This is a genomic window from Rhodanobacter sp. DHG33, assembly GCF_014843005.1.
Taxonomy (GTDB): Bacteria; Pseudomonadota; Gammaproteobacteria; order Xanthomonadales; family Rhodanobacteraceae; genus Rhodanobacter_A.
Genome location: NZ_JACYXM010000002.1, coordinates 337,543 through 364,174, shown reverse-complemented (window position 1 = coordinate 364,174; position 26,632 = coordinate 337,543). Strand labels below are relative to the sequence as shown.

Below are 26,632 nucleotides of genomic sequence, written 5' to 3'. Positions count from 1 at the left end.
CCTTACGCCTTGCTCAAGGTGATGGCTGCGCCGTAGGGCGGCAGCGTGGCGGTGATGTCCTGCGCAGCCTCGATCCACACGGCGCCGTCCGGCACGGTGCGGTCGATGGCCACCGGCAGCGTGGCGTCGCCGACGCGCACCGCCGCACCCTCGGCCAGACCGAGGCGCGCGGCTTCGTCCGCGTTGATGCGGGCAGCCGGCGCGCGGTTCAGCGGATGCGCGTTGAGCGCGGTGGCACGGCGCAGCACCGCGTCGCCGCGGTAGATCGGCCACGTGGCGATACGTGCCAGGCCGGCGACCGGCTTGCGCGCGGCCAGCGCATCGCGCGCCGCGGCGCCACGCGCCGCGATGCCGTCGCGCAGGCCGGCGAGGTCGTCGAATTCGAAACCGGCGAACTTCATCAGGCCGCCCAGCGCGCGCAGCACCTTCCAGCCCGGGCGGGCGTCGCCCGGCGCCTTCGCGCCGGCCTGCACCGCCTGCGCCACGCCGTCGACGTTCACCAGCGTGCCGTCGGTTTCCGGCAGCAGCGCGATCGGCAGGATCACGTTGGCCACCTCGCGCAGCGCGTCGCTGGCGTAGGCGCTGAACGCCACCACCTGCTGCGCGCCACGCAGCGCATTGAGCACCAGCGTGCCGTCGGCGAAATCGTGCGGCGGTTCCACGCCGTACAGCACGTAGCCCTTGCGCGGCTGCGCCAGCATGGCCTGCGCGTCCAGCCCGCCGTTGCCCGGCACCGCGCCGAGCTGGGCCAGGCCGACGGCGTTCGCGCCCACGGGCAATTCGTTGTAGCCGGCACCGGTAGCCGTGGCGACAAAGCGCGCGATGGCGCGCAGCCACGAGGCTTCCGGATGGGTGGCCGCGGCTTCGCCGAAGATCACCACCGCCTTGCCCGCCTTCAGCGCGGCAAGTGCGGCATGGTCGCCCTCGTCGCTGGCGGCGCCGTTGATCGCATCGGCCAGTGCGGCCGGCGCGGCGGCGCCTTCCGCCACCGCAGCGCGGGCCAGCGCCAGCAGCGCGTCGACCATGCCCTGCGGCGGCACGATGGCGGCGCCGGCGAGCTTGTAGTTGAACTCGAACGCAGCCGGATTGACCGCGTACACCTTGGCACCCTTCTTGGCCGCCTGGTGCAGGCGATGGTTGAGCAGCGGCATTTCGCGGCGCAGGTCGGAACCGACCAGCAGCGCGGCCTGCACCTGCGACACCTCCGCCACCGGCAGGCCGAAGCGGGTGGCCACGGCGTTGTCGGCGAAGTCGAGCTGGCGCAGGCGATGGTCGACGTGGGCGCTGCCCAGGCCGCGCGCAAGACGCAGCACCAGGTCGGCTTCCTCGTTGGTGGTGGCCGGATGCACCAGCACGCCCAGCTCGCTGCCCGGCATGCCCTTCAATGCTTCGGCGGCGACGGAAAGCGCGTCTTCCCAGGTGGTCTGCTGCCACTGGCCGTTGCGCTTGACCTGCGGCGCGCTGACGCGGTCCGCGGCGTACAGGCCCTGGTGGCTGTAGCGATCACGGTCGGACAGCCAGCATTCGTTGACCGATTCGTTGTCGCGCGGCACGGTGCGGAGCACTTCGCCGCGGCGCGTGTGCAGCCACAGGTTGGAGCCCAGCGCGTCGTGGTAGGCCACCGATGGCTTGGCGATCAGTTCCCAGGCGCGCGCCTGGTACTGGAACGGCTTGTTGGTGAGCGCGCCCACCGGGCAGACGTCGATGATGTTGCCCGACAGCTCCGTTTCGACGGTTTTGCCGATATACGTGCCGATCTGCAGGTTCTCGCCGCGGCTCATGCCGCCCAGCTCGTAGCTGCCGGCGATCTCGCTGGTGAAGCGCACGCAGCGCGTGCACTGGATGCAGCGGGTCATCTCGGTGGCGACCAGCGGCCCGATGTTCTCGTCGGCGATGGTGCGCTTGCGCTCGGTATAGCGCGACACGCTGCGACCGTAGCCCAGCGCCACGTCCTGCAGCTCGCACTCGCCGCCCTGGTCGCAGATCGGGCAGTCCAGCGGATGGTTGATCAGAAGGAACTCCATCACGTCCTTCTGGAACTTCAGCGCCTTGTCCGTGCGCGTGGTGACCTTCATGCCCTCGCCCACCGGCGTGGCGCAGGCCGGCTGCGGCTTCGGCATCGGGCGGCCGCCCATCTCCACGTCAACCAGACACATGCGGCAGTTGGCGGCGATCGGGAGCTTGCGGTGGTAGCAGAAGCGCGGGATGGCGATACCGACGGCGTCGGCCGCCTCGATGATCATCGCGCCCTTGCGGATCTGCACGGGCTTGCCGTCAACCTCGATGTTGACGACGTCGGGGGCAGTGCTGGTGGGCTGCGCACTCATGCAGCGACTCCACGGTTGGCGGCAAGCCGGTCTTCGGTCATCGACCGACCGTGCTGCACGTAGTATTCGAATTCGTCCCAGAACTTGGCGAGGAAGCCCTGCACCGGCCACGCGGCAGCTTCGCCGAACGCGCAGATGGTGTGGCCCTCGATCTGGCCGGCGATGGCCTTGAGGCGATGCAGGTCGTCCTGCGAGCCCTTGCCTTCCACGATGCGGGTCAGCACGCGGAACATCCAGCCGGTGCCTTCGCGGCACGGCGTGCACTGACCGCAGGATTCGGCATGGTAGAACTGCGCGATGCGATGGCAGGCCTTCACCATGCAGGTGGTTTCGTCCATCACGATCACCGCGCCGGAACCCAGGCCCGAGCCCAGCTTCTGCAGGCAGTCGTAGTCCATCGTGGCGGACATCATCTCCTCGGCGTTGAGCACCTTCATCGAGGAGCCGCCGGGGATCACCGCCTTGAGCTGGTTGCCGTTGCGTATGCCGCCGGCCATCTCGAGCAGATCCTTGAACGAGGTGCCGAGGCGGATCTCGAAGTTGCCCGGCTTGGCGACATGGCCGGAGACCGAGAAGATCTTCGGACCGCCGTTGTTCGGCTTGCCGAGGTTGAGGAACCACTCCGCGCCGTTGCGCAGAATCGCCGGCACCGAGGCGTAGGTCTCGGTGTTGTTGATCGTGGTGGGCTTGCCGTACAGGCCGAAGTTGGCCGGGAACGGCGGCTTGAAGCGCGGCTGGCCCTTCTTGCCTTCCAGCGACTCCATCAATGCGGTTTCCTCGCCGCAGATGTAGGCGCCGGCGCCGAGCGCGCCGTAGATGTCCACGTCGATGCCCGAACCCTGGATGTTCTTGCCCAGCAGGCCTGCCGCGTAGGCTTCCTTCAGCGCCTCTTCGAAATGCTCGAAGGGCTCGTGGTGGAATTCGCCGCGCAGGTAGTTGTAGGCCACGGTGGAGCCGGTGCAGTAGCAGGCGATCGCCAGACCCTCGACCACCGCGTGCGGATTGTAGCGCAGGATGTCGCGGTCTTTCGCAGTGCCCGGCTCGGACTCGTCCGAGTTGCAGAGGATGTACTTCTGCATGTTGCCCTTGGGCATGAAGGACCACTTCAGGCCGGTCGGGAAGCCCGCGCCGCCGCGGCCGCGCAGGTTGCTGTTCTTGACGATATCGACCAGCGAGGCGGGATCGGGCTTCTCGGCGAGGATCTTGCGCCACGCCTTGTAGCCGTCCACTTTCTCGTAGTTGTCCATCGCCCACGGCTTGTCGAAATGCAGCGTGGTGTAGACGACCTGGTGTTCCTGGGGTGCGGGCCCGACCGGACCGGTAGTGCTTGCCATGTCGCGCTTACTCCAACCCGTCCAGAATCTGGTCGAGCTTCTCGATGGTGATCCGCTCGTGGTAATGGCCGTTCACGGTCATCGCCGGCGCGTACACGCAGGCGGCGATGCACTCTTCCTCGCGCTTGAGGTAGATGCGGCCGTCCGCGGTGCTCTCGCCCAGCTTGATGCCGAGCTTCTGCTCGCAATGCTTCACCAGGTCCATGCCGCCGTTGAGCCAGCACGAGATGTTGGTGCAGATCGCCACGTTGTGGCGGCCCACCGGCTTGGTCTCCAGCATCGAGTAGAAGCTGGCCACTTCGTAGGCCCACACCGCAGGCAGGTCGAGGTACTTCGCCACCGCGGCGATCAGCTCGTCGGTGAGGAAGCCCTGGTTCTGTTCCTGCGCGGCGAACAGCGCCTGGATCAGCGCCGAGCGCCGGCGATCCGGCGGGAACTTGGTCAGCCAGTGGTCGATGTGGTGGCGCGTGTGCTCGTTGAGCACGGCGAGCGGATCGACGTTCTTGACCTGGTCGTAATGTCCGGTGGCTTTCATGCGTATCTCCGTCGTGCCGGCTCAGCGATCCACTTCGCCGAACACGAGGTCGTAGGTGCCGATCATCGCCACCACGTCGGCCAGCAGGTGGCCGCGCACGATGGAGTCGATCGATGACAGATGGGCGAAGCCAGGCGCGCGCAGATGCACGCGGAACGGCTTGTTGGCGCCGTCGGAAACGAGGTAGCAGCCGAACTCGCCCTTGGGCGCTTCCACCGCCGCGTACGTCTCGCCGGCCGGCACGCCGTAGCCTTCGGTGAACAGCTTGAAGTGATGGATGAGCGCTTCCATGCTCTCCTTCATCTCCGCGCGCTTCGGCGGAGCGACCTTGTAGTTCTCCACCATCACCGGGCCCGGGTTGGCCTTCAGCCATTTCACGCACTGCTTGATGATGCGGTTGGACTGACGCATCTCCTCGACGCGCACCAGATAGCGGTCGTAGCAGTCGCCCTGGACGCCCACCGGGATGTCGAAGTCCATCTCGGCGTACTTCGCGTACGGCTGCTTCTTGCGCAGATCCCAGGCGATGCCCGAGCCGCGCAGCATCGCGCCGGTCATGCCCCAGGCCTGCGCCTGTTCCGGCGAGACCACGCCGATGCCGACCGTGCGCTGCTTCCAGATGCGGTTGCCGGTGAGCAGTTCCTCGTACTCGTCGACCTTCTTCGGGAAGTCGTCGGTGAAGGCGTCGAGGTAGTCCAGCATGGAGCCTTCGCGCCAGCTGTTGAGGCGCTTGAGGTCCTTGCCCTTGTGCCACGGCGATTCGCGGTACTGCGACATGTGGTCCGGCAGGTCGCGGTAGACGCCGCCCGGACGGTAGTACGTGGCGTGCATGCGCGCGCCCGACACCGCCTCGTAGACGTCCATCAGTTCCTCGCGCTCGCGGAACGCGTAGAGGAATACCGCCATCGCGCCGAGGTCGAGCGCGTTCGAGCCCACCCACATCAGGTGGTTCAGGATGCGGGTGATCTCGTCGAACATGGTGCGGATGTACTGCGCACGCTCCGGCGCCTCGATCCCCAGCAGGTTCTCGATGGCGCGCACGTAGGCGTGCTCGTTGCACATCATCGACACGTAGTCGAGACGGTCCATGTAGCCGATCGACTGGTTGAACGGCTTGGACTCGGCCAGCTTCTCTGTGCCGCGGTGGAGCAGACCCACGTGCGGGTCGGCGCGGACGATGGTTTCGCCGTCCATCTCCAGCACCAGGCGCAGCACGCCGTGCGCAGCGGGATGCTGCGGGCCGAAGTTCATCGTGTAGTTGCGGATTTCCTGGGCCATCGAATCAGTTCCTGCGCCAATCGTCGGCGGCTTCGGCCTTGGCCTGCATGAGGTCGGCGTCGTCGCGGATCACGCGCGGCACCAGCACGCGCGGCACCACCGACGTCACGGGTTCGTACACCACCCGCTTCTGCTCGGGGTCGTAGCGCACTTCGACGTTGCCGATCAGCGGGAAGTCCTTGCGGAACGGATGCCCCACGAAACCGTAGTCGGTGAGGATGCGGCGCAGGTCGGGGTGGCCGTCGTAGATGATGCCGTAGAGGTCGAACGACTCGCGCTCGAACCAGTTCACGCCAGGCCAGATACCGCAGACGGACGGCACCAGCGGCAGGCTGTCGTCTTCGCAGAACACGCGTAGGCGCAGGCGCTGGTTGTGCTCGATGGAGAGCAGGTGCATCACCGAGGCGAAACGGCGCGGGCGGTTCACGTCGCGCGGACGGTCGGCCCAGTCGAAACGGCCCATCGCATCGCCTTCCACGCCACGCGAGAAGCCGGTGCTGGTGACGTCGGTGGTGTCCCACTCGGTCTGGCCGTAGCCGAGGTAGTCGACGCCGCACAGGTCGACCAGCTCGCTGAAGCGGAAGCCCGGTTCGTCGCGCAGCGCGGTGGCCACGGCGAGCAGGTCGGCGGCCGCCAGTTCGGCGGTGGTCTCGTTGCGCACGACGCTGATCTTCAGCGTGTCGCCGAACCGTGCGGCAAGGCGCTCGGCCAGCGAGGTCTTTTGCGTATCGGTCATGGCTCTGCCTTCAGCCGCGGGCAATGGTGCTGGTACGGCGGATCTTCTTCTGCAACTGCAGGATGCCGTGGATCAGCGCTTCGGCCGTGGGCGGGCAGCCCGGCACGTAGATGTCCACCGGCACGATGCGGTCGCAGCCGCGCACCACGGAATAGGAATAGTGGTAGTAGCCGCCGCCGTTGGCGCAGCTGCCCATCGAGATCACCCACTTCGGCTCGGGCATCTGGTCGTAGACCTTGCGCAGCGCGGGGGCCATCTTGTTGACCAGGGTGCCGGCCACGATCATCACGTCGGACTGGCGCGGCGACGGGCGGAACACCACGCCGTAGCGGTCGAGATCGAGGCGCGCCGCACCGGCGTGCATCATCTCCACCGCGCAGCAGGCCAGGCCGAAGGTCATCGGCCACATGGAGCCGGTGCGCGCCCAGTTCATCAGCGCGTCGACGCTGGTGGTGGCGAAGCCGCGCTGCATCACGGGGTTGTCGCCGGCCGGGCGCAGGATGTCATCAACCACGTTCAACGGCTGCGGGTTGTGCATCACCTTGTCGATGGCGGAGATCACTCCCATTCCAGTGCTCCCTTCTTCCAGACGTAGGCGAAACCGATCACCAGCAGCAGCAGGAACAGCGCCATCTCGATCAGCGCCACGATGCCGATCTGCTTGAACACCACCGCCCAGGGAAACAGGAAAGCGATTTCCAGATCGAAGATGATGAAAAGGATGGCCAGCAGGTAATAGCGCACGTCGAAACGCGCGCGTGCATCCTCGAAGGCCTCGAAGCCGCACTCATAGGGCGAAAGTTTTTCCGCGCTGGGCCGGTGCTTGCCGGCCAGCATGCCGATCACGAGCAGGACGATGCCCAGGCCGGCGGCCACGGCGATGAAAAGCAGTACAGGCCAATATTCGGCAATCACGATGCAACCTACCTCCGCGCCATCGGGGCGCATCAGCGACCGCGGGGAGACGGTCCGGCAATGCGTTTCGGGCAACCACGCTCCCATTCGGTGACAACCGCGGGCGCCCGACTCTCCACGATCCAAGTCGTGAACCGACGCATTGTATCAGCGCATGCCGACACCACAACAGCTTGACGTTCGTCGGATGCACGAAAATTCCGCACCCCGCGACGCCTGCGGAGGCGTCACATGGTGTTCGTGGGACGCTCGGAATTGAGCACGCCGGCGAGCATGTTCTCGATGCGCTGGCGCGCCACCTCGGCATCCGGCGTGTCGTTGAAGTGAATGCCGACGCCCGCGGTGTGGTTGCCCTGCGCACCGGTCGGGCAGATCCACGCCACCTTGCCCACCACCGACAGGCGTTCGCTCTCTTCGGCCAGGCTCACCAGCAGCACCACCTCGTCGCCCAGCGAATACGACTGGGCGGTGGGCGCAAACAGGCCGCCGTTGCGCAGGAACGGCATATAGGCGTTGTACAACGAGGCGGCGTCCTTGATCTTCAGCGAGATGATGCCCTGGCGGGCGGCGACGGGATTCATGCGGACTCCTGGACGGCTCTCGGCTGCCGATGCGATGGTACCCATGCTAGCGAGGGCCGCGCCCCGCGCAAAGCTTCACAGTTCACACCAGCCCCAATGGTCGAAGATCCATGGCGACGGCAGCGCCAGCGAAAGGCGCACGAAGCAGGAGCCCTCCGTCCGCGCTGCCGGCCAGTCCAACTGCCAACCGCCCTGCCCGTCCTGCCGCAGGGGTGCGGCGAGCCAGGGCCATTGCCGCGCTTCGCCGCCCGTGCTGGCAGCGGTCAGCCGCAGGCGCGGCCACAGCAGGGACGAAGGCCGCCATGGCAAGGTCCGCGCCGCGCCGGGCGGCGGCGGTTCGATCCGCATATGGCGCTCGGGGCGCTCCGCCCATTGGCGCAGCCGGCCGCCGCTCAAGGCCAGTTGGGTACCGTACGCCGCCAGCGCCTTCTGCTTGGCGGCCTGCCACGCCGGGGTGCCGGTGGATTCGAATACGGGCAGACCGCCTTCCTGGCCATGGATCAGATAGCCGAGCAGGGTCGCCGGACAACCCGACCTCGCCGCGGCCATGCGCGCCAGTACGTGAGCCGCTCCATGATCGGGATGACGGTCCGCCAGCGCGGGCATGGCAACCAGGTTGGGCGCGAAATCGTCCAGCACGGTCGTCAGCGTGGCCAAAGGCCTACCCTCCGGCTGCAGCAGGCAACCGAGCAGGCCCATGTCGGGCCAACCCAGCGGCTGCAGCGCCGAGGGCGGCACGCCCAATTGCCGCAGCGCCTCTCCGCATTCGGCGCGGCGGCGATGCCCCCAGCGCGCACGCTCGGCGGCACCGATGGACCAGCGCCGCTCCAGCCAGCGTTGCGGCCACGGATTGTTGTCGCCGTCGGTGAGCAGCAGCACGCGCACCGTACCGCCGGCCGCATGCACGCGCTGTATCAGCAGGCCGTTGGCGAGCGTCTCGTCGTCGGGATGCGGTGCCACCACCAGCAGGCGGGTCTGTGCCGTGACAGCGAAGAACTCGCCCGGCGCATTCAACGCCATTGCGCCAGCAACTCCAGCAGCAGCAGGTCGCCGCGCAAGGGGCCGCGCAAGGCATCGCGGGTGCGGTTGGCGGCGTCGTACCAATGCGCCAGGGCTTCGCCGTCCATCGCACTGGCAAGCGGCGGCGTGCTCTGCGAAGCCTGCGCACGCCGTTCGTCGATCACGGCCTGCGCGGCGAACCACAGGCGCTGCGCGGCTTCGTCGTCCAGCCAGCGCCGCGCCATCTCGGTGACCTGGCCGCGGCCGGCGGCCAGTGCGGCAAGGTCGCGACGCACTTCGGTACGACGGTCCAGCGCGCCTTCCTGTGCCCAGGCCAAGGCCAGGCCCGGGTTGCCCAGCGCTGCTTCCAGCGCCTTCTGCGCCTGCGCCACACCCTGCCCCTGCAGCCACGCCTGCGCCTCTTCGGGCGCCGGCACGTTGAATTCGATGCGCTGGCAGCGGCTGCGTATCGTCTGCGGCAAGCGCCACGGCGCGTCGGCCAGAAGAATCAGCATGGTGCGCGCGGCCGGTTCTTCCAGCGTCTTCAGCAGCGCATTGGCCGCCGCCGCGTTCATCGCATCGGCCGGATCGATCAGCGCCACCTGCCAGCCGCCGAACTGGCTGCTCATCGCCAGCCGCGCGGACAGGTCGCGGACCTGCTCCACCACGATCTCGGTGCGCGGTGTGCCGTCCTTGCGCAGGCCGAAGCTCAACGTCACCACGTCGGGATGCGTACCCGCATCCAGCAGCAGACAGCTGCGGCATTGCCCGCAGGCTTCGCCGTCCCGTGCGTGTCCGCACAAGAGGCCGCGCACGAAGCGCTGCGCGAATACCCGCTTGCCCAATCCGGCAGGGCCGCACAGCAGCAGGGCATGCGGCAAGGCATCGCGTTCGCGGCGCGCCTGCAGGCGCGCCCAGTCCGCCGCATGCCATGGCATCGCGCTCATGCCTTCGCTCCGAACAGATGTGCGGTGGCGGCCACGGCATCGCGCAGCACCGCTTCGGGCGGCTGGCCGGCGTCGATCACGCGGAAGCGCTGCGGCTCGGCCGCGGCGCGCGCGCGATACGCGGCGCGCACGCGCTCGAAGAAGCCGTCGGCCTCGACCTCGATGCGATCCGCCTCGCCGCGGCCGGCGGCCCGGGCGCGACCGTCCGCCACCGGCAGATCGAGCAGCAGGGTGAGGTCGGATTTCAGCCCGGCGCAGGCCCACTGCTCCAGCGCGGCGATGCGCTCGACCGGCTGGCCACGGCCACCGCCCTGGTAGGCGTAGCTGGCGTCCACGTAGCGGTCGCACAGCACCCAGCGGCCTGCCGCCAGCGCAGGCGCCAGCGTTTCGCGCACCAACTGCGCGCGCGAGGCGAACATCAGCAGCAGCTCGCTCTCCGCGCACATCGCGCGCTGCGACGGATCGAGCAGGATGCTGCGCACCAACTCGCCCAACGCGGTTCCGCCGGGTTCGCGCGCCAGCAGCAGATCGACGCCGCGGCTTTCCAGGTGCGCGCGCAGGCCCGCCAGCAAGGTGCTCTTGCCCGCGCCTTCGCCGCCTTCCAGCGTGATGAATCGGCCGCGCTCAGTCATTGCTGCAATGCTTCAGCTGGTAGCAGGCCACGTTGTGGTTCTGCTGATCGAGAGTGTCGGCAAAGATGTGCGTCCCGTCGCCGCGCGCCACGAAATACAGCGCAGTGCCGGGTTCCGGATGCAGCGCCGCCATGATCGCCGGTTTGCCCGGCATGGCAATGGGCGTGGGCGGCAGGCCCGGCCTGGTATAGGTGTTGTAGGGCGTATCGGTCGTGAGATCGACCTTGTGGATCTTGCCCTGGTAGCTGTCGCCCATGCCGTAGATCACGGTGGGGTCGGTCTGCAGCAGCATGTGGTTCTGCAGGCGGCGCACGAACACGCCGGCGATCTTCGCGCGCTCGTCGGCGCGGCCGGTTTCCTTCTCCACGATGGAGGCGAGGATCAGCGCGTCGTACGGCGTGGCCAGCGGCAGATCCTTGTCGCGCCCCGGCCACAGCTCGCCCAGCGTCTTCGCCATCGCCGCGTGAGCACGCTTGAGGATGTCGAGATCGCTGTCGCCCTTCACGTAGGCGTAGCTTTCCGGCAGGAAGCGCCCTTCCGGCTGTTCGCCCGTCGCGCCGATCTTCTGCATGATCGCGGCATCGTCGAGGCCGACGGTGTCGTGCCTGAGCTTCTCCGCCTTGGCCAGGGCCGCCCGCACGTCGCGGAAAGTCCAGCCGTCGACGATGGTGAAATTGCGCTGCAGCACCTTGCCCGCGACCATGTTGCCGAGCAGTTGGCGCGGCGTGATGCCGACAGGCGTGGCGTACTCGCCCGCATGCAGCTTGCCCGCGGCGTGCATCTGCACCGCCAGCAGGCGCCAGTAGAGCGGCGAGGCGCTGCTGAGATGCTGCTCGCGCAACTGCTTGACGATTTCCTTGAAGCTGCTGCCGCGGCCGATGTCGATGCTTTCGCCCTGCGCCTGGACGCGCAACGGCGCATCGCCGAAGCGGCTGAAATCGAGCCAGCCCCACACTGCAGCGCCCATCAGCGCCAGCAGCAGCACCAGGATCGTATTGCGCCAGAAAACGCGTCCGCGTGAGGTCTTGCCAGTCATGCCTGTTCCCTAGTGAAGCCAAGCCCACGCCAATGCACCTGCATCGCGCGAGCCACCGGGCCGGGAGTAAACACCCTATCGCCCACGGCCTGAACGGGCAGGATGCCGCGAACGCTGGAGCTTAGGAAGAGTTCGCCGGCCGCCAGGCACTCGGTCAGCAGCAGATCGCGCACTTGCGCCTGCGGCATGACGGCCAGCAGTTCGGCGCGCAGCACGCCGGCCACGCCGCAGCGATTCACGCGCGGCGTCACGGGCACGCCATCGATCACTGCGAACAGATTGGCAGCGGTGGCCGAGATCGCGTGGCCGTGCAGGTCGCACACCACCCCCTCGGCGATCGCCGGATCGTTCCACTCGGCGCGCGCCAGCACCTGCTCCAGCCGGTTGAGGTGTTTGATGCCGGCAAGCAGGGGCTGCTCGGCGAGACGCGTTTCGCACAGGTGCAGGCGCACACCGTCGCGGTACGCTGCCGTCGCCACCTCCGGCATGGCAAACGCGGCCACGATGCGGGTGACATGCGGTGCCCCGGGCATCGCGTAGCCGCGCGCGCCGACACCGCGCGTGAGCGTGATGCGCAGCACGGCATCCGCCAGGCCCTGCACCGTCGACTGCGCCTCGCGCCACAACAATCCGGCGTCAGGCGCTGGAAGGCGCAGCCGTTCGCAACTCTCCGCCAGCCGCTGCATGTGGCGTGGCCACAGCGGCGCCATGCCGTCGACGAAGCGGATGGTCTCGAACAGTCCGTCGCCATAGAGCAGGCCGCGGTCCAGCGCGTCGACCCTGCCCTGCGGCTGGCCATCGACCAGCATCATGCGTCTGCGCCCAGCGCGCGCAACAGGCCGCGGGCCTTGGCGCGGGTTTCGTCGAGTTCCTTTTCCGCCACCGAGTCGGCCACGATGCCGGCGCCGGCGCGCAGGCTCACCGTATCGCCAGCCAGGGTCAGCGTGCGGATCAGGATGTTGAGGTCGAGATCGCCATTGCGGTCGAGATAGCCCAATGCGCCGGTGTAGGCGCCGCGCGGCGCATCCTCCAGCGCGGAGATGATCTCCATGCAGCGCACCTTGGGGCAGCCGGTGATGGTGCCGCCGGGGAACACCGCGGCGATCGCCTGACCCGGCGTCACGCCTGCGCGCAGGCGTCCGCGCACGTTGGAGACGATGTGGTGCACGTGGGCGTAGCTCTCCACCGTCATCAGTTCGTCCACCTCGACCGTGCCGGGCACGCAGACGCGGCCGAGATCGTTGCGCTCGAGGTCGATCAGCATCACGTGCTCGGCGCGCTCCTTGGGATGCGCGGCGAGTTCGCGGATGCGCGCCGCGTCGTCGTCGCCGGCCGTGCGCGGGCGGGTACCGGCGATGGGGCGCGTCTGCGCGATGCCGTTGCGCACTTCCACCAGCCGCTCGGGCGAGGAGCTGGCGATCGCCCAGCCCGGCTGCTGCAGCAGGCCCGCGAACGGCGCGGGGTTGGCGCGGCGCAAAGCCAGATGCAGCGCCGCCGGCGTCGGCGGCTCGGCGTAATGCGCCCGCCATGCACGCGACAGGTTCACCTGGAAGATGTCGCCAGCGGAAAGGTGCTCATGGATGCGCGCCACGCCGTCGAGGAAAAGCTCTGGCTTGTCCTCGGCCAGTCGCGCCGGCGAAGGCAACAGCGGCGCGGATGTCGCGGGCGCCGTTGCCAGATCGGCCTCCAGCGCATCGAGCAGGTGCTCGCTGCCGGCCTCGGCCACCAGCACGGTGCAACCACGCGCATGGTCGACGATGACGGCGGCTGGGCAGCGCAAGGCCAGCGCCACCGGCAGCACGGCGTCGGTGCGCAGGCGCAGTTTCGGCTCGATCTCGCCGGCCAGCTCGTAGCCGAGCAGCAGCGCCCAGCCGCCGTGGAACGGCAGGCCATCCTCTTCGCGCGGCAGGCGCCCGGCCTGCCAGGCGGCATCCAGTGCGTCGAGGAAGCGCGCGCCCACCGCACCGCCGGAAGCATCGCGCACGACGCCGTCGGCAGCCAGCGTAAAGCTGCCCTGCGGAAACGCGAACAGGATGTCGTAGCGCGCCTGCGGCGTGCCGTGCAGCACGCTTTCGAGCAGGCAGGGATAGCGCTGCGGAAATGCAGCGGCCGGCGCGAGCAGGTCGCGCCGGCCGTGCAAAGTGCGACGATGCGTCACGTCAGATGCGACGGAACGCCAGCGTGCCGTTGGTGCCGCCGAAGCCGAAGGAGTTGGAGATCGCCACGTCCAGCTTCGTTTCGCGCGCGGTGTGCGGCACGAAGTCGAGGTCGCAGCCTTCGCTCGGCTCGTCGAGGTTGATGGTGGGCGGCAGCACCTGGTCGCGCAGCGCGAGGATGGTGAAGATCGCCTCCACGCCGCCGGCGGCACCCAGCAGATGGCCGGTCGCCGATTTGGTCGAGCTCATGGCGAGCTTGTAGGCGTAGTCGCCGAACACGCGCTTGGCGGCCAGCACTTCGCCCAGGTCGCCCAGCGGCGTCGAGGTGCCGTGCGCGTTGACGTACTGCACGTCGGTCGTATTGAGGCCGGCGTCCTTCAGCGCGGATTCCATGCTGCGCGCCGCACCCTCGCCGCCCTCGCTGGGGGCGGTGATGTGGAACGCGTCGCCGCTCATGCCGAAGCCCACGAGCTCGGCGTAGATCTTCGCGCCGCGGGCCTTGGCGTGTTCGTATTCCTCCAGCACCAGCACGCCGGCGCCGTCGGACAACACGAAGCCGTCGCGGTCCTTGTCCCACGGACGGCTGGCCTTGGTCGGCTCGTCGTTGCGGGTGGACATGGCCTTGGCCGAGCAGAAGCCCGCCATCGCGGTGCCGGTGGTGGCGAACTCGGCGCCGCCGGCAATCATCACGTCGGCATCGCCGTACTGGATCATGCGCGCGGCCAGGCCGATGTTGTGCGTGCCGGTGGTGCAGGCGGTGACGCAGGCGATGTTCGGACCCTTCAGGCCGTACATGATCGACAGGTGCCCGGACACCATGTTGATGATCGACGAGGGCACGAAGAACGGCGACACGCGGCGCGGCCCCTTCTCGTGCAGCTCGATCGAGGTGTGCTCGATGGTGTGCAGGCCGCCGATGCCGGCCGCCACCGCCACGCCGATGCGCGGCGCGTTGGCTTCCGTCACTTCCAGCCCGGAATCCTTCAGCGCCTGCGTGCCCGCGGCGATGCCGTAGTGGATGAAGGGATCCATCTTCTTGATCTCTTTCGGCGCGATCCACTGCGCCGGATCGAAATCCTTCACCTGGCCGGCGATGCGCGTGGCATAGGTGGTCGCATCGAAATGGGTCACCGGACCGATGCCGCTGGCGCCCTTGAGGATGTTGTCCCATGCCGTGGACAGGTCGTTGCCGACCGGCGAGATGATGCCCATGCCGGTCACTACCACGCGTCGCTTGCTCATGCTCTTTTCCTTCGTGTTGCGGGGAGCCGGCCCGTGGCCGCCGCCCTTCGTTCGCGAATGCCCGTGGCGATGGCGCACCATACGGGATCGGACGTTACGGATTGCAGAAACGAAAACTGCGCCGTGTCGGCGCAGCTTCCGGTACCGCTTGCGAAGCAATGGCGCATTGCGCCCGCCTGCATCGCTCGATCAATCCTTGGAGTGGGCCTTGATGTAATCCACGGCCTGCTGCACGGTGGTGATCTTCTCGGCGTCTTCGTCCGGAATCTCGGTTTCGAACTCTTCTTCCAGCGCCATCACCAGCTCGACGGTGTCGAGCGAATCGGCGCCCAGATCGTCCACGAACGAAGCGTTCGCCGTGACTTCATCTTCCTTCACGCCCAGCTGCTCGACGACGATCTTCTTGACGCGCTCTTCGATGGTGCTCATTGCAATCTCCCACGGGGAATATGTTGTGCGCCGGCTTGCGGCCGGCAAAGACCGGCGGATTGTAGTGGCTAAGCCGCGAGGCCGCCATGCATCCCGCCGATGTTGCGATGCCGGCCTCGCGGCCGATGCGAAAACGCGATTGTCGCCGAAAACTTGGTCTGAAGCGACAGTTTTGGCATGCGTTGCCGTATGGAATCGGCACCGTTTGAAACTGCCGCGCGGGGTGCTCAGGGCATGTACATGCCACCGTTGACGTGCAGCGTTTCGCCGGTGATGTAGGCCGCGGCGGGCGACGCCAGGAAGCCCACCGCCTTGGCGATGTCGCTGGCCTCGCCCAGCCGGCCCAGCGCGATCTGGTTCAGCAGGCCTTCCTTCGCCGATTCCGGCAGCGCGCGCGTCATGTCGGTGTCGATGAAGCCCGGCGCCACCACGTTCACGGTGATGCCGCGCGAACCGATCTCGCGCGCCAGCGACTTGGAGAACGCGATGATGCCGGCCTTGGCCGCCGCGTAGTTGGACTGGCCGGGGTTGCCGGTGAGCCCGATCACCGAGGCGATCGAGATGATGCGGCCCTTGCGCGCCTTCATCATGCCGCGCATCACCGCCTTGCTGGTGCGGAACACCGAGCTGAGGTTGGTGTCGAGGATGGCCTGCCAGTCCGCCTCGGGCATGCGCATGAGCAGCTGGTCGCGGGTGATGCCCGCGTTGTTGACCAGGATGCTCACGGCGCCGAATTCCTTGCCGATGCCGTCGATCAGCGCTTCCACCGCGGCGGTGTCGGCCACGTCCAGCACACGGCCATGGCCGCCGCGCGCGGCCAGCCGCTCGCCGATGGCGGCCGCGCCGCCTTCGCTGGTGGCCGTGCCGATCACGGTGGCGCCCATGGCCGCCAGCTCGTCCGCGATCGCCGCGCCGATGCCGCGGCTGGCGCCGGTGACCAGCGCGATTTCGCCTTGCAGTGATGAGGTCATGTCGTGTTCTCGTGATGTCGGTTGGTGCGGTCTTGCAAGACCGCGGGAATCAGGAAGTAACCGTCCTGGCTGCATGTTTGCCGGTGCGCTCATCCATGAGCGCGAGAGTCAAAAAGCAGCCATCCATGGCTGCACTCTTCAATAAAACCCGCGCTGTCAGCACCACTCGGTGAGGGCAGCTTCGAGGTCGGTCGGCGCACCGATGGCACGTGCCTCGATACCCTTGTCGATGCGCTTGACCAGGCCGGCCAGCACCTTGCCCGGACCGCATTCGGCGATGCGCGTGGCGCCGCCGGCGGCCAGCGCCTGCACGCATCCGGTCCAGCGTACCGGCAGGTAAAGCTGGCGCTGCAGCGCGCCGCGGATGTCGTCGATGGTGTCGTAGCGCTTCGCTTCCGCGTTCTGCACTACCGGGATCGCCGGCAGCTGCCACGCAATTGCGGCCATGCGCTCGCCCAGCCGGTCGGCCGCGTCGCGCATCAGCATGCAGTGCGAGGGTACCGACACGGCCAGCTTCACCGCCTTCTTCACGCCCAGCTCGGCGAGCCGCGCCAATGCGCGATCCACCGCTTCGGCATTGCCCGCGATCACCAGCTGGCCCGGCGAGTTGTAGTTGGCTGGCGCCACCACCTGGCCTTGCGCCACCTCTTCGCACACCTGTGCGATCTGCACGTCGTCGCCGCCGAGAATGGCCGCCATCGCGCCCGTGCCGGCCGGCACCGCTGCCTGCATCAGGCGGCCGCGTTCGGCCACCAGCGCCGCCGCGTCGTGCAGCGACAAGGCGCCCGCGCAGACCAGCGCGCTGTATTCGCCGAGGCTATGGCCGGACAGCTGCGCCGGCTGCGCGCCGCCGAGCTTCCGCCACACGCGCCACACTGCCACGCTGGCGGCGAGCAGCGCGGGCTGTGTGTTCTCGGTGCGGTTGAGCTGGCCTTCCGGGCCCTGCTGGCTGAGCGCCCACAGGTCCGTGGCTGCGCCTTGCGAGGCCTCGTCGAAGGCCGCCTTCACTTCGTCATGCGCTGCGGCCAGTTCGGCCAGCATGCCGACCGATTGCGAGCCCTGGCCGGGGAAGACGAAAGCAAGCGTTGCAGCGTTCATGGACAAGGCATCCCTCGAATGAAACCGCCATGGTGCCAGCATCGGCCGGCATGCGCAGCGGTATCGACCGCAGAAAGGCCGATGCCGCCTCGCGGGCGGCATCGGTGAAATGGCAAAGCGCCGGTATCAGTAGCGCAGCAGCGCCGAAGCCCAGGTGAAGCCGCCGCCGAAGGCTTCCAGCAGCAGGTTCTGCCCGCGCTGCACCTTGCCCGAACGCACGGCGTAATCCAGCGCCAGCGGCACCGAACCGGACGAGGTGTTGGCGTGCTGGTCGACGGTGACGATCACGCGGTCCATCGGCATCTCCAGCCGCTTCGCGGTGGCTTCGATGATGCGCAGGTTGGCCTGGTGCGGGATCAGCCAGTCGATGTCGGCCTCGTGCATGCCGGCGGCTTCCAGCGTCTCGCCGACCAGCGAATCCAGCGTCTTCACCGCGACCTTGAACACTTCGCGACCAGCCATCTTGATGCGCACGCCGTGGTTCGGCTCGTCCTTGAAACCGACGGACACGCCGACCGGATTCCACAGCAGTTCCTTGTAGCCGCCATCGGCATGCATGCAGGTGGCGTAGATGCCGGGTTCGCTGGAGGCTTCGAGCACCACCGCGCCGGCGCCGTCGCCGAACAGCACGCAGGTCTCGCGCTCGTTCCAGTCGATCATGCGGGTCAGCGTCTCGGCGCCGATCACCAGCGCCTTCTTCGTCTGGCCGCTCTTGATGAACTTGTCCGCGATACCCAGCGCGTACATGAAGCCAGAGCAGGCGGCGTTGACGTCGAACGCCGCGCAGCCGTTCGCGCCGAGGCGCTGCTGCACTAGACAGGCGGTGGACGGAAAGATGATGTCGGGCGTAGTGGTGCCCACCACGATCAGGTCGATCTCGGCGGCCTTCACGCCGGCCGTTTCCAGCGCACGCTGCGCGGCGAGGAAAGCCAGATCGCCCGTGGTCTCGCCGTCGGCGGCGATGTGGCGCTGGCGGATGCCGGTGCGGCTGCGAATCCATTCGTCGCTGGTGTCGACGATCTTCTCCAGATCGGCGTTGCTGACGGCGCGCTCAGGCAGGGCGCTGCCGGTGGCGATGATGCGGGAGTAGATCGGGGCCATTCCGTTTTCCGTGGGACGCAAACCATGAATTGAACGCCCTGCGCGGCGCATGCGCAACCGTCAGGACATCCACTCGAAACCCTGCAACGCGAAACGGCGCGTCGCCGCGCCGTTTCGTTCGATGCTTCAGGCGGATTCCGCGAAGGAACCGCTGGCGCGATCAGTCTTCGACCGACACGGCACCCTTGGTCTCGACGACCTTCTTGCCGCGGTAGAAACCGTCGGCGGTGACGTGGTGGCGCAGGTGCACCTCGCCGCTGGTCGGGTCGGTGGACAGCTGCACGGTCTTCAGCTTGTCGTGCGCGCGACGCATGCCGCGGGTGGACGGGGTACGGCGGCTCTTGGCAACGGCCATGGTAGTTCTCCAACTGAACCTGTTTCGTTATTCGCATGATCGGGGCTGCATGCCCCGACCGGTTTACTTTTTCAGCTCGCGCAACACCGCGAACGGATTGTTCTCTTGCAACTGCACCTCGTCCTGTTCCGACTCGCCGCGATCCACCAGCGCGTCGGGCAGGCTGCTGTCCGGGTTCACCGGCACCAGCGGCAAGGCCAGCAACAACTCGTCCTCTACTACATCCGCCGGATTCAGGCGACCGTCTTCGGCCACCAGCAGCGGCTCACAACCCGGCGGCAGACCCGCCTCGTCGCGCTCCTGCCGGATCAGGCCGAGCCGGCTGTCCACCGTCACCGGCAGCACGAACGGCTCAAGCGTGCGCTGGCAGACCATCGTCAGCGGCGCCTGCGCATGGACATCCACATAGTCCGTGCCCAGCTCGTCGCGGCCGAAATCCAGCCGGTAACGCACCTCGCCTTCGTTGTCGGCCAGCGCGCCACACAGGCGCCCGAACGCGGCAACAGGCATCGATCCCTCGAACGAACGCCGCGCCGAGACCATGCGCCATGCGTCCACGGACTCTGGCAACGTCACGGACATAATCGGCGAATGGTAAGTTCACGGTCGGCTGAAGTCAACCGACAATCAAGCGCTTGCGTCATCCCTTTCGCGCATTTTGCCTGATATGGCCCGCTTGCGGCAGACTGCATGCCCATCCCACTCCCGCCGAGCGCTGCCGCGTGAACCTTCCCCTGACGCTCGGTGTGGTCGCCTTGCTGATCCTGGTCGTCGCATCGGTCTGGGCGCTGACCTCGCGCCGCTGGCAGAACCGGCGCACCGCCGGCCTGCAGCAGCTGCTCGACCTCGCCGACCGGCTGGAGAACGACCTGAAAAGCTGCCGCGCCGGCCTGCAGCAGGCGCACGCGGTCATGACGACCAACCCCGACCTGCCCGCCGCCGGCGAGCAGGACGCCCGCCACGCGGTCGACGCCGGCCTGCAGGCCCTGCTGCGCCAGCGCATCTGGATCCGCGACCACGCGGCCCGCGCCAGCCAGCATGAATTGGACGAAACCGCCGCCGCCATGCGCGCCAGCCGCGACCGCCTGCAGCCGCTGCTGCAGGCCCTGAACGCCGCTCAGCGCGACCTGGACAGCGCCATGCGCGAACACATCCACCGCGACACCTGATGGACACCGGCACGCCCCGCATCGTCCTCGCTTCCACCTCGCGTTATCGGGCCGAGCTGCTGCGCCGCCTGCTGCCGGAATTCGCGCAGCGCGCACCCGGCACGGACGAAACCGCCCTGCCCGGCGAAGCGCCCGACGCGCGTGCGGCGCGGCTCGCGATCGCCAAGGCAACGGCCGTGGCCGATGGCCTCGCCGGAGCGCTGGTGATCGGCTCCGACCAGGTCGCCGAGCTGGATGGCGAAACCCTGGACAAACCCGGCAACGCTGCCAACGCCCGCGCGCAGCTCGCCGCCAGTTCCGGCCGCGTGGTGCATTTCCGCACCGCGCTGTGCCTGCTCGACACGCGCGACGGCCGCCAGCAACTGCACGTCGATCGCACCGATGTGCACTTCCGCGCACTGAGTGCGGCGGAAATCGAGCGTTACGTGGCACGCGAACAACCGCTGGATTGCGCCGGCAGCTTCAAGTGCGAGGGGCTGGGCATCAGCCTGTTCGAGCGCATCGCCAGCGAAGATCCCAGCGCCCTGATCGGCCTGCCCTTGATCGCACTGGCCAGGATGCTGCGCTCGGCAGGCGTGGCCGTGCCGTAACCCCCGATGCCGGTGACAGCCCGCGCGGGCTGCCGCTAATCTGCCGGCATGGACTTCAAGGGGGAGCATCATGAGCACGGAAACGACCTGGTATTACGCGGACCGCAACGGACAGCAGCAGGGCCCGGTGTCGCGCGAAGAGTTCCTGCATATCATCGGGCGCGAGCGGCTGTCGCCCGATACGCTGGTCTGGCGCGAAGGACTGGCGCAATGGCAGCCGCTGTCCTCGCTGGCCGATGAACTGGGCCTAGGCCAGCCCACCGCGCCACCGCCGCCGCCACCCGCAGTTCCGCCGCCGCGCTTCAGCACGCCGGCTCCGTTCGCGGCGGCGTCCGCGGATGTGGTCTACGCCGGCTTTGTGCGCCGTGCAGCCGCCTACCTGCTGGACGGGCTGATCCTCGGCGTGATCAATTTCGTGCTGATCTTCGTGCTCGCGCTGATGGTTGGCCTGTCGTCGCTGGCGCATGCGGGCAATCCCGATCCGTCCCATGCCTTGTGGATCCTGCTGGTCTATCCGATCGGCTTCGGTGTGGCCCTGCTTTACTACTCGCTGCAGGAAAGCTCGGTGCACCAGGCCACGCTGGGCAAGCGCGCGCTGGGCATCAAGGTCACCGACCTGGAAGGCCGGAGGATCAGCTGGAAGCACGCCATCGGCCGCTGGTTCGCCGCGGCGCTGTCCCATCTCACGCTGGACATCGGCTTCCTGATGGCCGCTTTCACCGAACGCAAGCAAGCCCTGCACGACATGGTGGCGAGCACGCTGGTGACGGATCGCTGGGCCTTTACCGACCACCCGGAGCGGCAGAACCGGCAGTCGTCCGGCTGCCTCATCCTGCTGGTGGTCGGCGTGTTCCTGATCGTGCCGGTGATCGCGATACTCGCAGCCATCGCGATTCCTTCCTATCAGAACTATCTGCAACGCGCGGAGGTCGTCAACGCCATCGCACAGGCCGAACCGCTGAAAGCGCAAGTCGTCGAGGCATGGCAAACCAGCGGGAAGTGCCCGGTCAACGGCGAAGCCGGCATCCGCGACGCCGACAGCTATGCCAGCAAGCAGTTGCAATCCATCACGGTCGGCAGCATGAAGGACGGCGGCAGCTGTGCACTGGAGCTCACCTTGCACGCACCGAACCAGTCCATGCTCGACGGCAAGCGGATCTGGCTGACGATGGACAAGGACAGCGGCGTCGCTCCGACCTGGCGCTGCAGCTCGGAAGTGGCCGACCGCTCCCTGCCGATGAATTGCCGCGAGCCAAGCCAGCGATGAGCCAGCCCTTGCCGACCCAGCCTGCCGCCGACGAGCTGCGCCAACGACTCGCCGCCGCCGAAGCGCAACTCAACCGCGTCGTGCTGGGCAAGGCGCGGCAGGTGAAACTGGCGCTGGCCTGCCTGATTGCCGGCGGCCACCTGCTGCTGGAAGACGTCCCCGGCGTGGGCAAGACCACGCTGGCGCACGCGCTGGCCGCCAGCTTCGCGCTGGAATTCCAGCGCGTGCAGTTCACCAGCGACCTGCTCCCCTCGGACATCCTCGGCGTCAGCGTGTACGAGCGCGAAAGCGGCCAGTTCCGTTTCCATCCCGGCCCGATCTTCGGCGGGCTGCTGCTGGCCGACGAGATCAACCGCGCCACGCCGAAAACGCAAAGCGCGTTGCTTGAGGCGATGGCCGAAGGCCAGGTCACCGTGGACGGCCAGACGCACGCACTGCCGCAGCCGTTCTTCGTGGTCGCCACGCAGAACCCGCTGGATCTGGCCGGTACGTTCCCGTTGCCCGACTCGCAGCTCGACCGCTTCATGTTGCGTCTGTCGCTGGGTTATCCCGACTCCTCCGCCGAACGCGAACTGCTGACCGGCACCGACCGCCATGACCTGCTGGCCACGCTGATGCCTTCGCTGGATGGCACCGCCCTGCTCGCGCTGCGCCGGCAGGCGCAGGCGATCACCGCCAGCCCTGCCCTGCTCGATTACCTGCAGGCTTTGCTCGCCGCCAGCCGACGCCATTCCGACATCCGCACGGGCCTGTCGCCACGCGCCGGCCTTTCGCTGCTCGCCGTCGCGCGCACATGGGCGCTGCTGCACAAGCGCGCCTATGTCTTGCCGGAAGACGTGCAGGCGCTGTTCGTGCCGCTGGCCGCGCACCGACTGGTAGCGGCGCGCGGCGCCAGCGGCGACGCCCTGGCGCGCCAGTTGCTCGCCGAGGTGGCGGTGGACTGATGCGCGCCGCATTACGCAGGCTCGCGCAACGGGCCGAACGCCGCCTGCCCGCACTCACCCGCCTGCGCAAGCCCGAGCCGCTGCCGATCGAACTGGACCGGCGCCGCATCTACATCGTCCCCAGCGCGTTCGGGATGGCCTTCAGCGTGCTGCTGCTGGTCATGATGGTGGGCGCGCTGAACTACGCGAACAATGCCGCGCTGCTGCTGACCTGCCTGCTCGGCGCGGCTTGCGCATCCAGCATGCTGCTCGCCTTCCGCACACTGGACGGCCTGCGCCTGCGCGGCATCCGCGCCGGCCACGCGATCGCCGGCGACCCGCTGGAACTGGCGCTGGATTTCTCCGCGCCACGCATGCGCGAAGCCGTGCGGCTGGACTGCGACGGGGAAACGCATGCATTTGCCGTGGATGGCGTGGCCGAATTGAAGCTGCGCCTGCCCACGGCGCAGCGCGGCTGGCTGGAACTGCCCCGGCTGCGCGTCTGGAGCACTTGGCCGCTGGGATTGTTCCGCGCCTGGAGCTGGCTGCATCCGCAGCAATCCGTGCTGGTGTGGCCGCGGCCGGAACAGGCAGGACCGCCGCCGCTTCTTCCGGCCGACGCGCCCGGCCGCCTGCGTCCGCAAGCGGGCGAGGACCTGGCCGCGTTGCGCGACTACCGCCGCGGCGACGCGCCCCGCCACATCGCATGGAAAGCCAGCGCCCGCCATCACGATCTCCTGGTGAAGGATTTCGATCGCCCGCAGCCGCGCGAAACCTGGCTGCTGGATTGGCATGCCTTGCGCTCGCTCGACCGCGAAACGCGCATCGCCCGACTGGCCCGATGGCTGGGCGAGGCCGAAGCGCAGGGCCGCCGTTACAGCCTGCACCTGCCGGACGAACGCATCGACACCGGCAGCGGCCCGGCGCACTACGCGCGCTGCATGAGCGCGTTGGCGGTATTGCCATGAGCGCGGCTGCGACCACGCCGCTGGACCGGCGCAGCTTCGACCTCGCCGCGCTGTCCACCGCCGTGGTGATAGCGCTGCACATGCCCCATCTGCCGTGGTGGCTCGGCGCGCCGCTGATGCTGATTCTCGGCCTGCGCTGGTGGCAGCGTCGCAACCACCGCGCGCACGCGCCGGCATGGCTGAAACTTCCGCTCCTGGCACTGCTGGTGCTGGCCGTCGTCGAACAGTACGGCAACCTGTTCGGACAGGAGCCCGGCACCACGCTGGCCATCGGCCTGCTGGTGATGAAGCTGCTGGAAACCGAAACCGTGCGCGATGCGCGCGTGGGCATGGGCTTCGCCTGCTTCGCCCTGATGGCCGCGCTGCTGTTCGACCAGGGACTCGCCGCCACCGGCGCGGTGGCCTTGGGCCTGCTGCCGCCGCTGGCCACGCTGCGCTCGCTGGAACCGGGACGCCGCGTGCCCGCCACCCTGTGGCGCGAACTCCTGCCCGGCATCGCCCTGCTGGCCATTGCGCTGCCGCTGGCCATGCTGGCTTTCCTGCTGGTGCCGCGCTTGAGCTCGCCGCTGTGGGGATCGCCGAACCGCAGCGAACAGCGCAGCGGCCTGGCCGACAGCATGACGCCATCCGGCTTCAGCCAGGTGCTGCTCGACGACAGCCCTGCCTTGCGCGTGAGCTTCGACGGACCGCCGCCGCCATCCGGCCAGCGCTACTTCCGCGCTTATGTCTTGGGCTTCTACGACGGCACCAGCTGGACGGCAGATCGCGGTATCGGCGGCCAGCCGCCCGCATCACTGCAAGCCGCCGGCACCGTCCGCTATCGCGTCAGCCTGGAGCCGACCCACCAGCGTGTACTGCCCTCGCTGGACATGCCGCTGGCTGCACCGGCCGATGCCAGCCTGCTCCGCGACCGCGTGATCGTCGCCGACAAACCGGTGGACAGCCTGCGCGACTATTCGCTGACCTCCGCCACCCATTACCTGTTGGAGCCGCAACCCGGCCGCGGCCAGGCGCGCTGGCTGCAACTGCCGGACGGCTTCGATCCGCGCACACTGGCGCTGGGCCGGTCATGGCGGCGGCAACAGGGCGACGATAATGCCGCCATCGTACGGACCGCATTGGCGCTGTTCCACGACGGCGGCTTCCGCTACACGCTGGCGCCCGCGCCGCTGGGGCGCGACGCGATGGACGATTTCCTGTTCGGCACCCGCGAGGGCTTCTGCGAGCACTACGCGTCGGCCTTCACCCTGCTGATGCGCGCCGCCGGCATCCCTGCCCGCGTCGTCACCGGCTACCAGGGCGGCTACTGGAACGCGATGGGCAGCTACCTGCTGGTGCGCAATTCCGATGCGCACGCATGGAGCGAGGTGTGGCTGGCCGGCCGCGGCTGGGTGCGCGTCGATCCCACCGCTGCCGTGCGTCCGCAACGCATCAGCTTGGGTGCCGATGCGGCCACGCCCGGCCAACTACCGTGGTACGAAAACGGCTGGCTGCAATCGCTGCGCAATCGCTGGGACATCGTCAACCGCTGGTGGAACCTGGGCGTTAATGGCTTCGACGCGCTGCGCCAGCGCGGGCTGTTGAAGCCATTCGGCATCAGCGAGGTGGAGACGTCCACGCTGGCGTTGCTGCTCGCCGCATCCTGCGTGCTGGCCATGCTGATCGGGCTGGCGTGGGTGTGGCGGAAGCGCGAGCCGGAAGATGCCGCACTCGCCGCGCTGCATCGGCTCGAACGCAAGCTGGCGCGGATGGGCGTAACGCGACGGACAAGCGAAGGTCCGCGCGATTTCCTGCAGCGCGCCGCCCGTTCGCTGCCCGCACAACACGGCAGGTTGATGGAACTGATGCATCACTATCTCGAACTGCGCTATGCCCATAACGAACCCAAGACTGAATCCTTGCGGGCACTGCAACGCGGGGTGCGGGATTTTCCTGTCAGCCGCGTGGTCAAATAAGCGTTAACCGGGTTGTGCCCCCATATTCACGTGATGGAGAAACCGCCATGTCGCTGTACCGTCCACTCGCGCTAATCACGGCCGTCGCCCTGCTGGGCGGCTGCGCGACCATGCCGCAACCACTCCAAGGCAACTACGCCAACGTCACCAGCGTCTCGGTCCAGCCCGGCGGCGCCAGCGGCACCCGCGTGCGCTGGGGCGGCGAGATCATCAAGACCGAGCCGGGTCCGCAGGAAACCTGCTTCTACATCCTGGGCCGTCCGCTGGATGGCCAGGCCCGTCCCGAACTGGGCAACGCGAGCGACAGCCAGGGTCGTTTCGTGGCCTGCCACAGCGGCTTCTACGATCCCGAAGTGTTCACCCGCGGTCGCGAGCTGACCGTCACCGGCACCATCAACGGCACGGTGACCAAGAAGGTGGGCGACTACAGCTATCCCTACCCGCGCGTGGAAGCCGACGTGGTCTATCTGTGGCCGAAGCGCCCGGTGTACGTGGGTACGCCTTATCCGCCCGGCTTCTACGATCCGTACTGGGGTGGCCCCTGGGGTTATGGCCCATGGGGCGGCTGGGGTGGCGGCTACTGGGGCGGTCCGCGCGTGATCGTGGTGCGCCCTGCTCCGCCGCCCGGCAAGTAACAAGTAACCTGCATGCGCACGAAAAAGCCGGCCACCTGGGCCGGCTTTTTCGTGCGCGCCGTTATTGCCGGCGATCAGCCCGGCGGCCAGCCCATGCGGCGCCCGGCAAGCACATGCAGGTGCAGGTGGTACACGGTCTGCCCGCCGTATTCGCGGCAATTGTTCACCACGCGATAGCCCTGCTCGGCGAAGCCCTCGCGCCGGGCATAGTCGGCGACGGCCAGCAGGAGACGCCCCAGCAACGCGGCATCTTCCGGTGCGGCATCGTCCAGGGTGGGGATGGCCTTCTTCGGAATGAAAAGCACGTGCACCGGTGCCTGCGGATTCAGGTCGCGGAACGCCAGCAGTTCATCGTTCTCGTAGACGATGTCCGCGGGGATTTCGCGCCGGACGATCTTGTCGAAAATGGTGTCAGCCATGTCGTTGTCCTGATCTGAAGAATGCGGGCAGGGA

29 protein-coding genes are annotated in these 26,632 nt (G+C 68.1%); 7 read left to right on the top strand and 22 right to left on the bottom strand.

The genetic code is table 11. The annotated features are described in order from the left end of the window. Positions 1-2: 2 nt before the first annotated feature. From nuoG to IHE46_RS04490, 21 genes are all read right to left on the bottom strand, one after another. Positions 3-2,327, bottom strand: coding sequence for an NADH-quinone oxidoreductase subunit NuoG (nuoG, locus tag IHE46_RS04590; protein WP_192163445.1), 2,325 nt, complete (start codon positions 2,325-2,327; stop codon positions 3-5). Further along, entirely contained in the window at positions 2,324-3,661 is a 1,338-nt protein-coding gene (gene nuoF, locus IHE46_RS04585; RefSeq protein ID WP_192163444.1) for an NADH-quinone oxidoreductase subunit NuoF, read from the bottom strand. The genes nuoG and nuoF overlap by 4 nt, the downstream gene beginning before the upstream one ends. 7 nt (positions 3,662-3,668) lie before the next feature. Next, positions 3,669-4,196 carry an NADH-quinone oxidoreductase subunit NuoE gene (nuoE, locus tag IHE46_RS04580; protein WP_192163443.1) on the bottom strand — a complete coding sequence of 176 codons (528 nt, stop codon included), beginning with the start codon at positions 4,194-4,196 and terminating at the stop codon, positions 3,669-3,671. A gap of 21 nt (positions 4,197-4,217) precedes the next feature. After that, positions 4,218-5,474 (bottom strand): NADH-quinone oxidoreductase subunit D, encoded by a 1,257-nt coding sequence (locus IHE46_RS04575; protein ID WP_192163442.1) that lies wholly within the window; start codon positions 5,472-5,474, stop codon positions 4,218-4,220. A gap of 4 nt (positions 5,475-5,478) precedes the next feature. Next, entirely contained in the window at positions 5,479-6,210 is a 732-nt protein-coding gene (locus IHE46_RS04570; protein ID WP_192163441.1) for an NADH-quinone oxidoreductase subunit C, read from the bottom strand. A gap of 10 nt (positions 6,211-6,220) precedes the next feature. After that, a complete protein-coding gene (locus IHE46_RS04565; protein ID WP_192163440.1) occupies positions 6,221-6,778 on the bottom strand; it encodes an NADH-quinone oxidoreductase subunit B in 558 nt (185 codons plus the stop codon). Next, complete coding sequence (locus IHE46_RS04560) at positions 6,769-7,125, bottom strand: NADH-quinone oxidoreductase subunit A (protein WP_192163439.1); 357 nt, start codon at positions 7,123-7,125, stop codon at positions 6,769-6,771. Before IHE46_RS04560 ends, IHE46_RS04565 begins: the two co-directional genes overlap by 10 nt. A 227-nt stretch (positions 7,126-7,352) precedes the next feature. After that, positions 7,353-7,706, bottom strand: coding sequence for a PilZ domain-containing protein (locus IHE46_RS04555; protein WP_192163438.1), 354 nt, complete (start codon positions 7,704-7,706; stop codon positions 7,353-7,355). A 75-nt stretch (positions 7,707-7,781) separates the two neighbouring features. Then, positions 7,782-8,726 carry a PIG-L family deacetylase gene (locus IHE46_RS04550; RefSeq protein ID WP_192163437.1) on the bottom strand — a complete coding sequence of 315 codons (945 nt, stop codon included), beginning with the start codon at positions 8,724-8,726 and terminating at the stop codon, positions 7,782-7,784. After that, positions 8,717-9,652, bottom strand: a complete 936-nt coding sequence (holB, locus tag IHE46_RS04545; protein WP_192163436.1) for a DNA polymerase III subunit delta' — start codon at positions 9,650-9,652, stop codon at positions 8,717-8,719. Before holB ends, IHE46_RS04550 begins: the two co-directional genes overlap by 10 nt. Further along, positions 9,649-10,284: a dTMP kinase gene (tmk, locus tag IHE46_RS04540; RefSeq protein ID WP_192163435.1), complete on the bottom strand. Its 636-nt coding sequence runs from the start codon at positions 10,282-10,284 to the stop codon at positions 9,649-9,651. The genes holB and tmk overlap by 4 nt, the downstream gene beginning before the upstream one ends. Continuing rightward, on the bottom strand, positions 10,277-11,320 hold the full coding sequence (gene mltG / locus IHE46_RS04535; RefSeq protein WP_192163434.1) for an endolytic transglycosylase MltG: 1,044 nt from the start codon (positions 11,318-11,320) through the stop codon (positions 10,277-10,279). Before mltG ends, tmk begins: the two co-directional genes overlap by 8 nt. Further along, positions 11,317-12,132, bottom strand: coding sequence for an aminodeoxychorismate lyase (pabC, locus tag IHE46_RS04530; RefSeq protein ID WP_192163433.1), 816 nt, complete (start codon positions 12,130-12,132; stop codon positions 11,317-11,319). The genes mltG and pabC overlap by 4 nt, the downstream gene beginning before the upstream one ends. Beyond that, the gene (locus IHE46_RS04525) at positions 12,129-13,478 is read right to left on the bottom strand and encodes an aminodeoxychorismate synthase component I (protein ID WP_343229986.1); all 1,350 of its coding nucleotides are present in this window, start codon (positions 13,476-13,478) and stop codon (positions 12,129-12,131) included. Before IHE46_RS04525 ends, pabC begins: the two co-directional genes overlap by 4 nt. 1 nt (position 13,479) lies before the next feature. Further along, entirely contained in the window at positions 13,480-14,718 is a 1,239-nt protein-coding gene (gene fabF / locus IHE46_RS04520) for a beta-ketoacyl-ACP synthase II (protein ID WP_192163432.1), read from the bottom strand. Between the two features lie 189 nt (positions 14,719-14,907). Then, positions 14,908-15,147, bottom strand: coding sequence for an acyl carrier protein (acpP, locus tag IHE46_RS04515; RefSeq protein WP_007513179.1), 240 nt, complete (start codon positions 15,145-15,147; stop codon positions 14,908-14,910). 227 nt (positions 15,148-15,374) lie between these two features. Continuing rightward, positions 15,375-16,118: a 3-oxoacyl-ACP reductase FabG gene (gene fabG / locus IHE46_RS04510; RefSeq protein ID WP_192163431.1), complete on the bottom strand. Its 744-nt coding sequence runs from the start codon at positions 16,116-16,118 to the stop codon at positions 15,375-15,377. A 156-nt stretch (positions 16,119-16,274) separates the two neighbouring features. Further along, the gene (gene fabD, locus IHE46_RS04505; protein WP_192163430.1) at positions 16,275-17,216 is read right to left on the bottom strand and encodes an ACP S-malonyltransferase; all 942 of its coding nucleotides are present in this window, start codon (positions 17,214-17,216) and stop codon (positions 16,275-16,277) included. Positions 17,217-17,342: 126 nt separating this feature from the next. After that, positions 17,343-18,317 carry a beta-ketoacyl-ACP synthase III gene (locus IHE46_RS04500; protein ID WP_192163429.1) on the bottom strand — a complete coding sequence of 325 codons (975 nt, stop codon included), beginning with the start codon at positions 18,315-18,317 and terminating at the stop codon, positions 17,343-17,345. A gap of 160 nt (positions 18,318-18,477) precedes the next feature. Further along, the gene (gene rpmF / locus IHE46_RS04495; protein ID WP_192163428.1) at positions 18,478-18,672 is read right to left on the bottom strand and encodes a 50S ribosomal protein L32; all 195 of its coding nucleotides are present in this window, start codon (positions 18,670-18,672) and stop codon (positions 18,478-18,480) included. 63 nt (positions 18,673-18,735) lie between these two features. Beyond that, entirely contained in the window at positions 18,736-19,254 is a 519-nt protein-coding gene (locus tag IHE46_RS04490; RefSeq protein WP_192163427.1) for a YceD family protein, read from the bottom strand. A 140-nt stretch (positions 19,255-19,394) separates the two neighbouring features. On the opposite strand from IHE46_RS04490, the gene IHE46_RS04485 reads away from it, so the two are divergent. From IHE46_RS04485 to IHE46_RS04455, 7 genes are all read left to right on the top strand, one after another. Beyond that, complete coding sequence (locus IHE46_RS04485; RefSeq protein WP_192163426.1) at positions 19,395-19,841, top strand: hypothetical protein; 447 nt, start codon at positions 19,395-19,397, stop codon at positions 19,839-19,841. Continuing rightward, on the top strand, positions 19,841-20,431 hold the full coding sequence (locus IHE46_RS04480) for a Maf family nucleotide pyrophosphatase (protein ID WP_192163425.1): 591 nt from the start codon (positions 19,841-19,843) through the stop codon (positions 20,429-20,431). The genes IHE46_RS04485 and IHE46_RS04480 overlap by 1 nt, the downstream gene beginning before the upstream one ends. Before the next feature lie 70 nt (positions 20,432-20,501). Then, positions 20,502-21,698 (top strand): RDD family protein, encoded by a 1,197-nt coding sequence (locus tag IHE46_RS04475; RefSeq protein WP_192163424.1) that lies wholly within the window; start codon positions 20,502-20,504, stop codon positions 21,696-21,698. Continuing rightward, complete coding sequence (locus IHE46_RS04470; RefSeq protein WP_192163423.1) at positions 21,695-22,642, top strand: MoxR family ATPase; 948 nt, start codon at positions 21,695-21,697, stop codon at positions 22,640-22,642. The genes IHE46_RS04475 and IHE46_RS04470 overlap by 4 nt, the downstream gene beginning before the upstream one ends. Then, on the top strand, positions 22,642-23,589 hold the full coding sequence (locus IHE46_RS04465) for a DUF58 domain-containing protein (protein WP_192163422.1): 948 nt from the start codon (positions 22,642-22,644) through the stop codon (positions 23,587-23,589). Before IHE46_RS04470 ends, IHE46_RS04465 begins: the two co-directional genes overlap by 1 nt. Continuing rightward, positions 23,586-25,544 (top strand): DUF3488 and transglutaminase-like domain-containing protein, encoded by a 1,959-nt coding sequence (locus IHE46_RS04460; protein WP_192163421.1) that lies wholly within the window; start codon positions 23,586-23,588, stop codon positions 25,542-25,544. Before IHE46_RS04465 ends, IHE46_RS04460 begins: the two co-directional genes overlap by 4 nt. Before the next feature lie 47 nt (positions 25,545-25,591). Further along, positions 25,592-26,179, top strand: coding sequence for a Slp family lipoprotein (locus IHE46_RS04455; RefSeq protein WP_192163420.1), 588 nt, complete (start codon positions 25,592-25,594; stop codon positions 26,177-26,179). A 74-nt stretch (positions 26,180-26,253) separates the two neighbouring features. On the opposite strand, the gene IHE46_RS04450 is transcribed toward IHE46_RS04455, so the two are convergent. Next, entirely contained in the window at positions 26,254-26,598 is a 345-nt protein-coding gene (locus IHE46_RS04450) for a histidine triad nucleotide-binding protein (protein WP_192163419.1), read from the bottom strand. Positions 26,599-26,632: the final 34 nt, after the last annotated feature.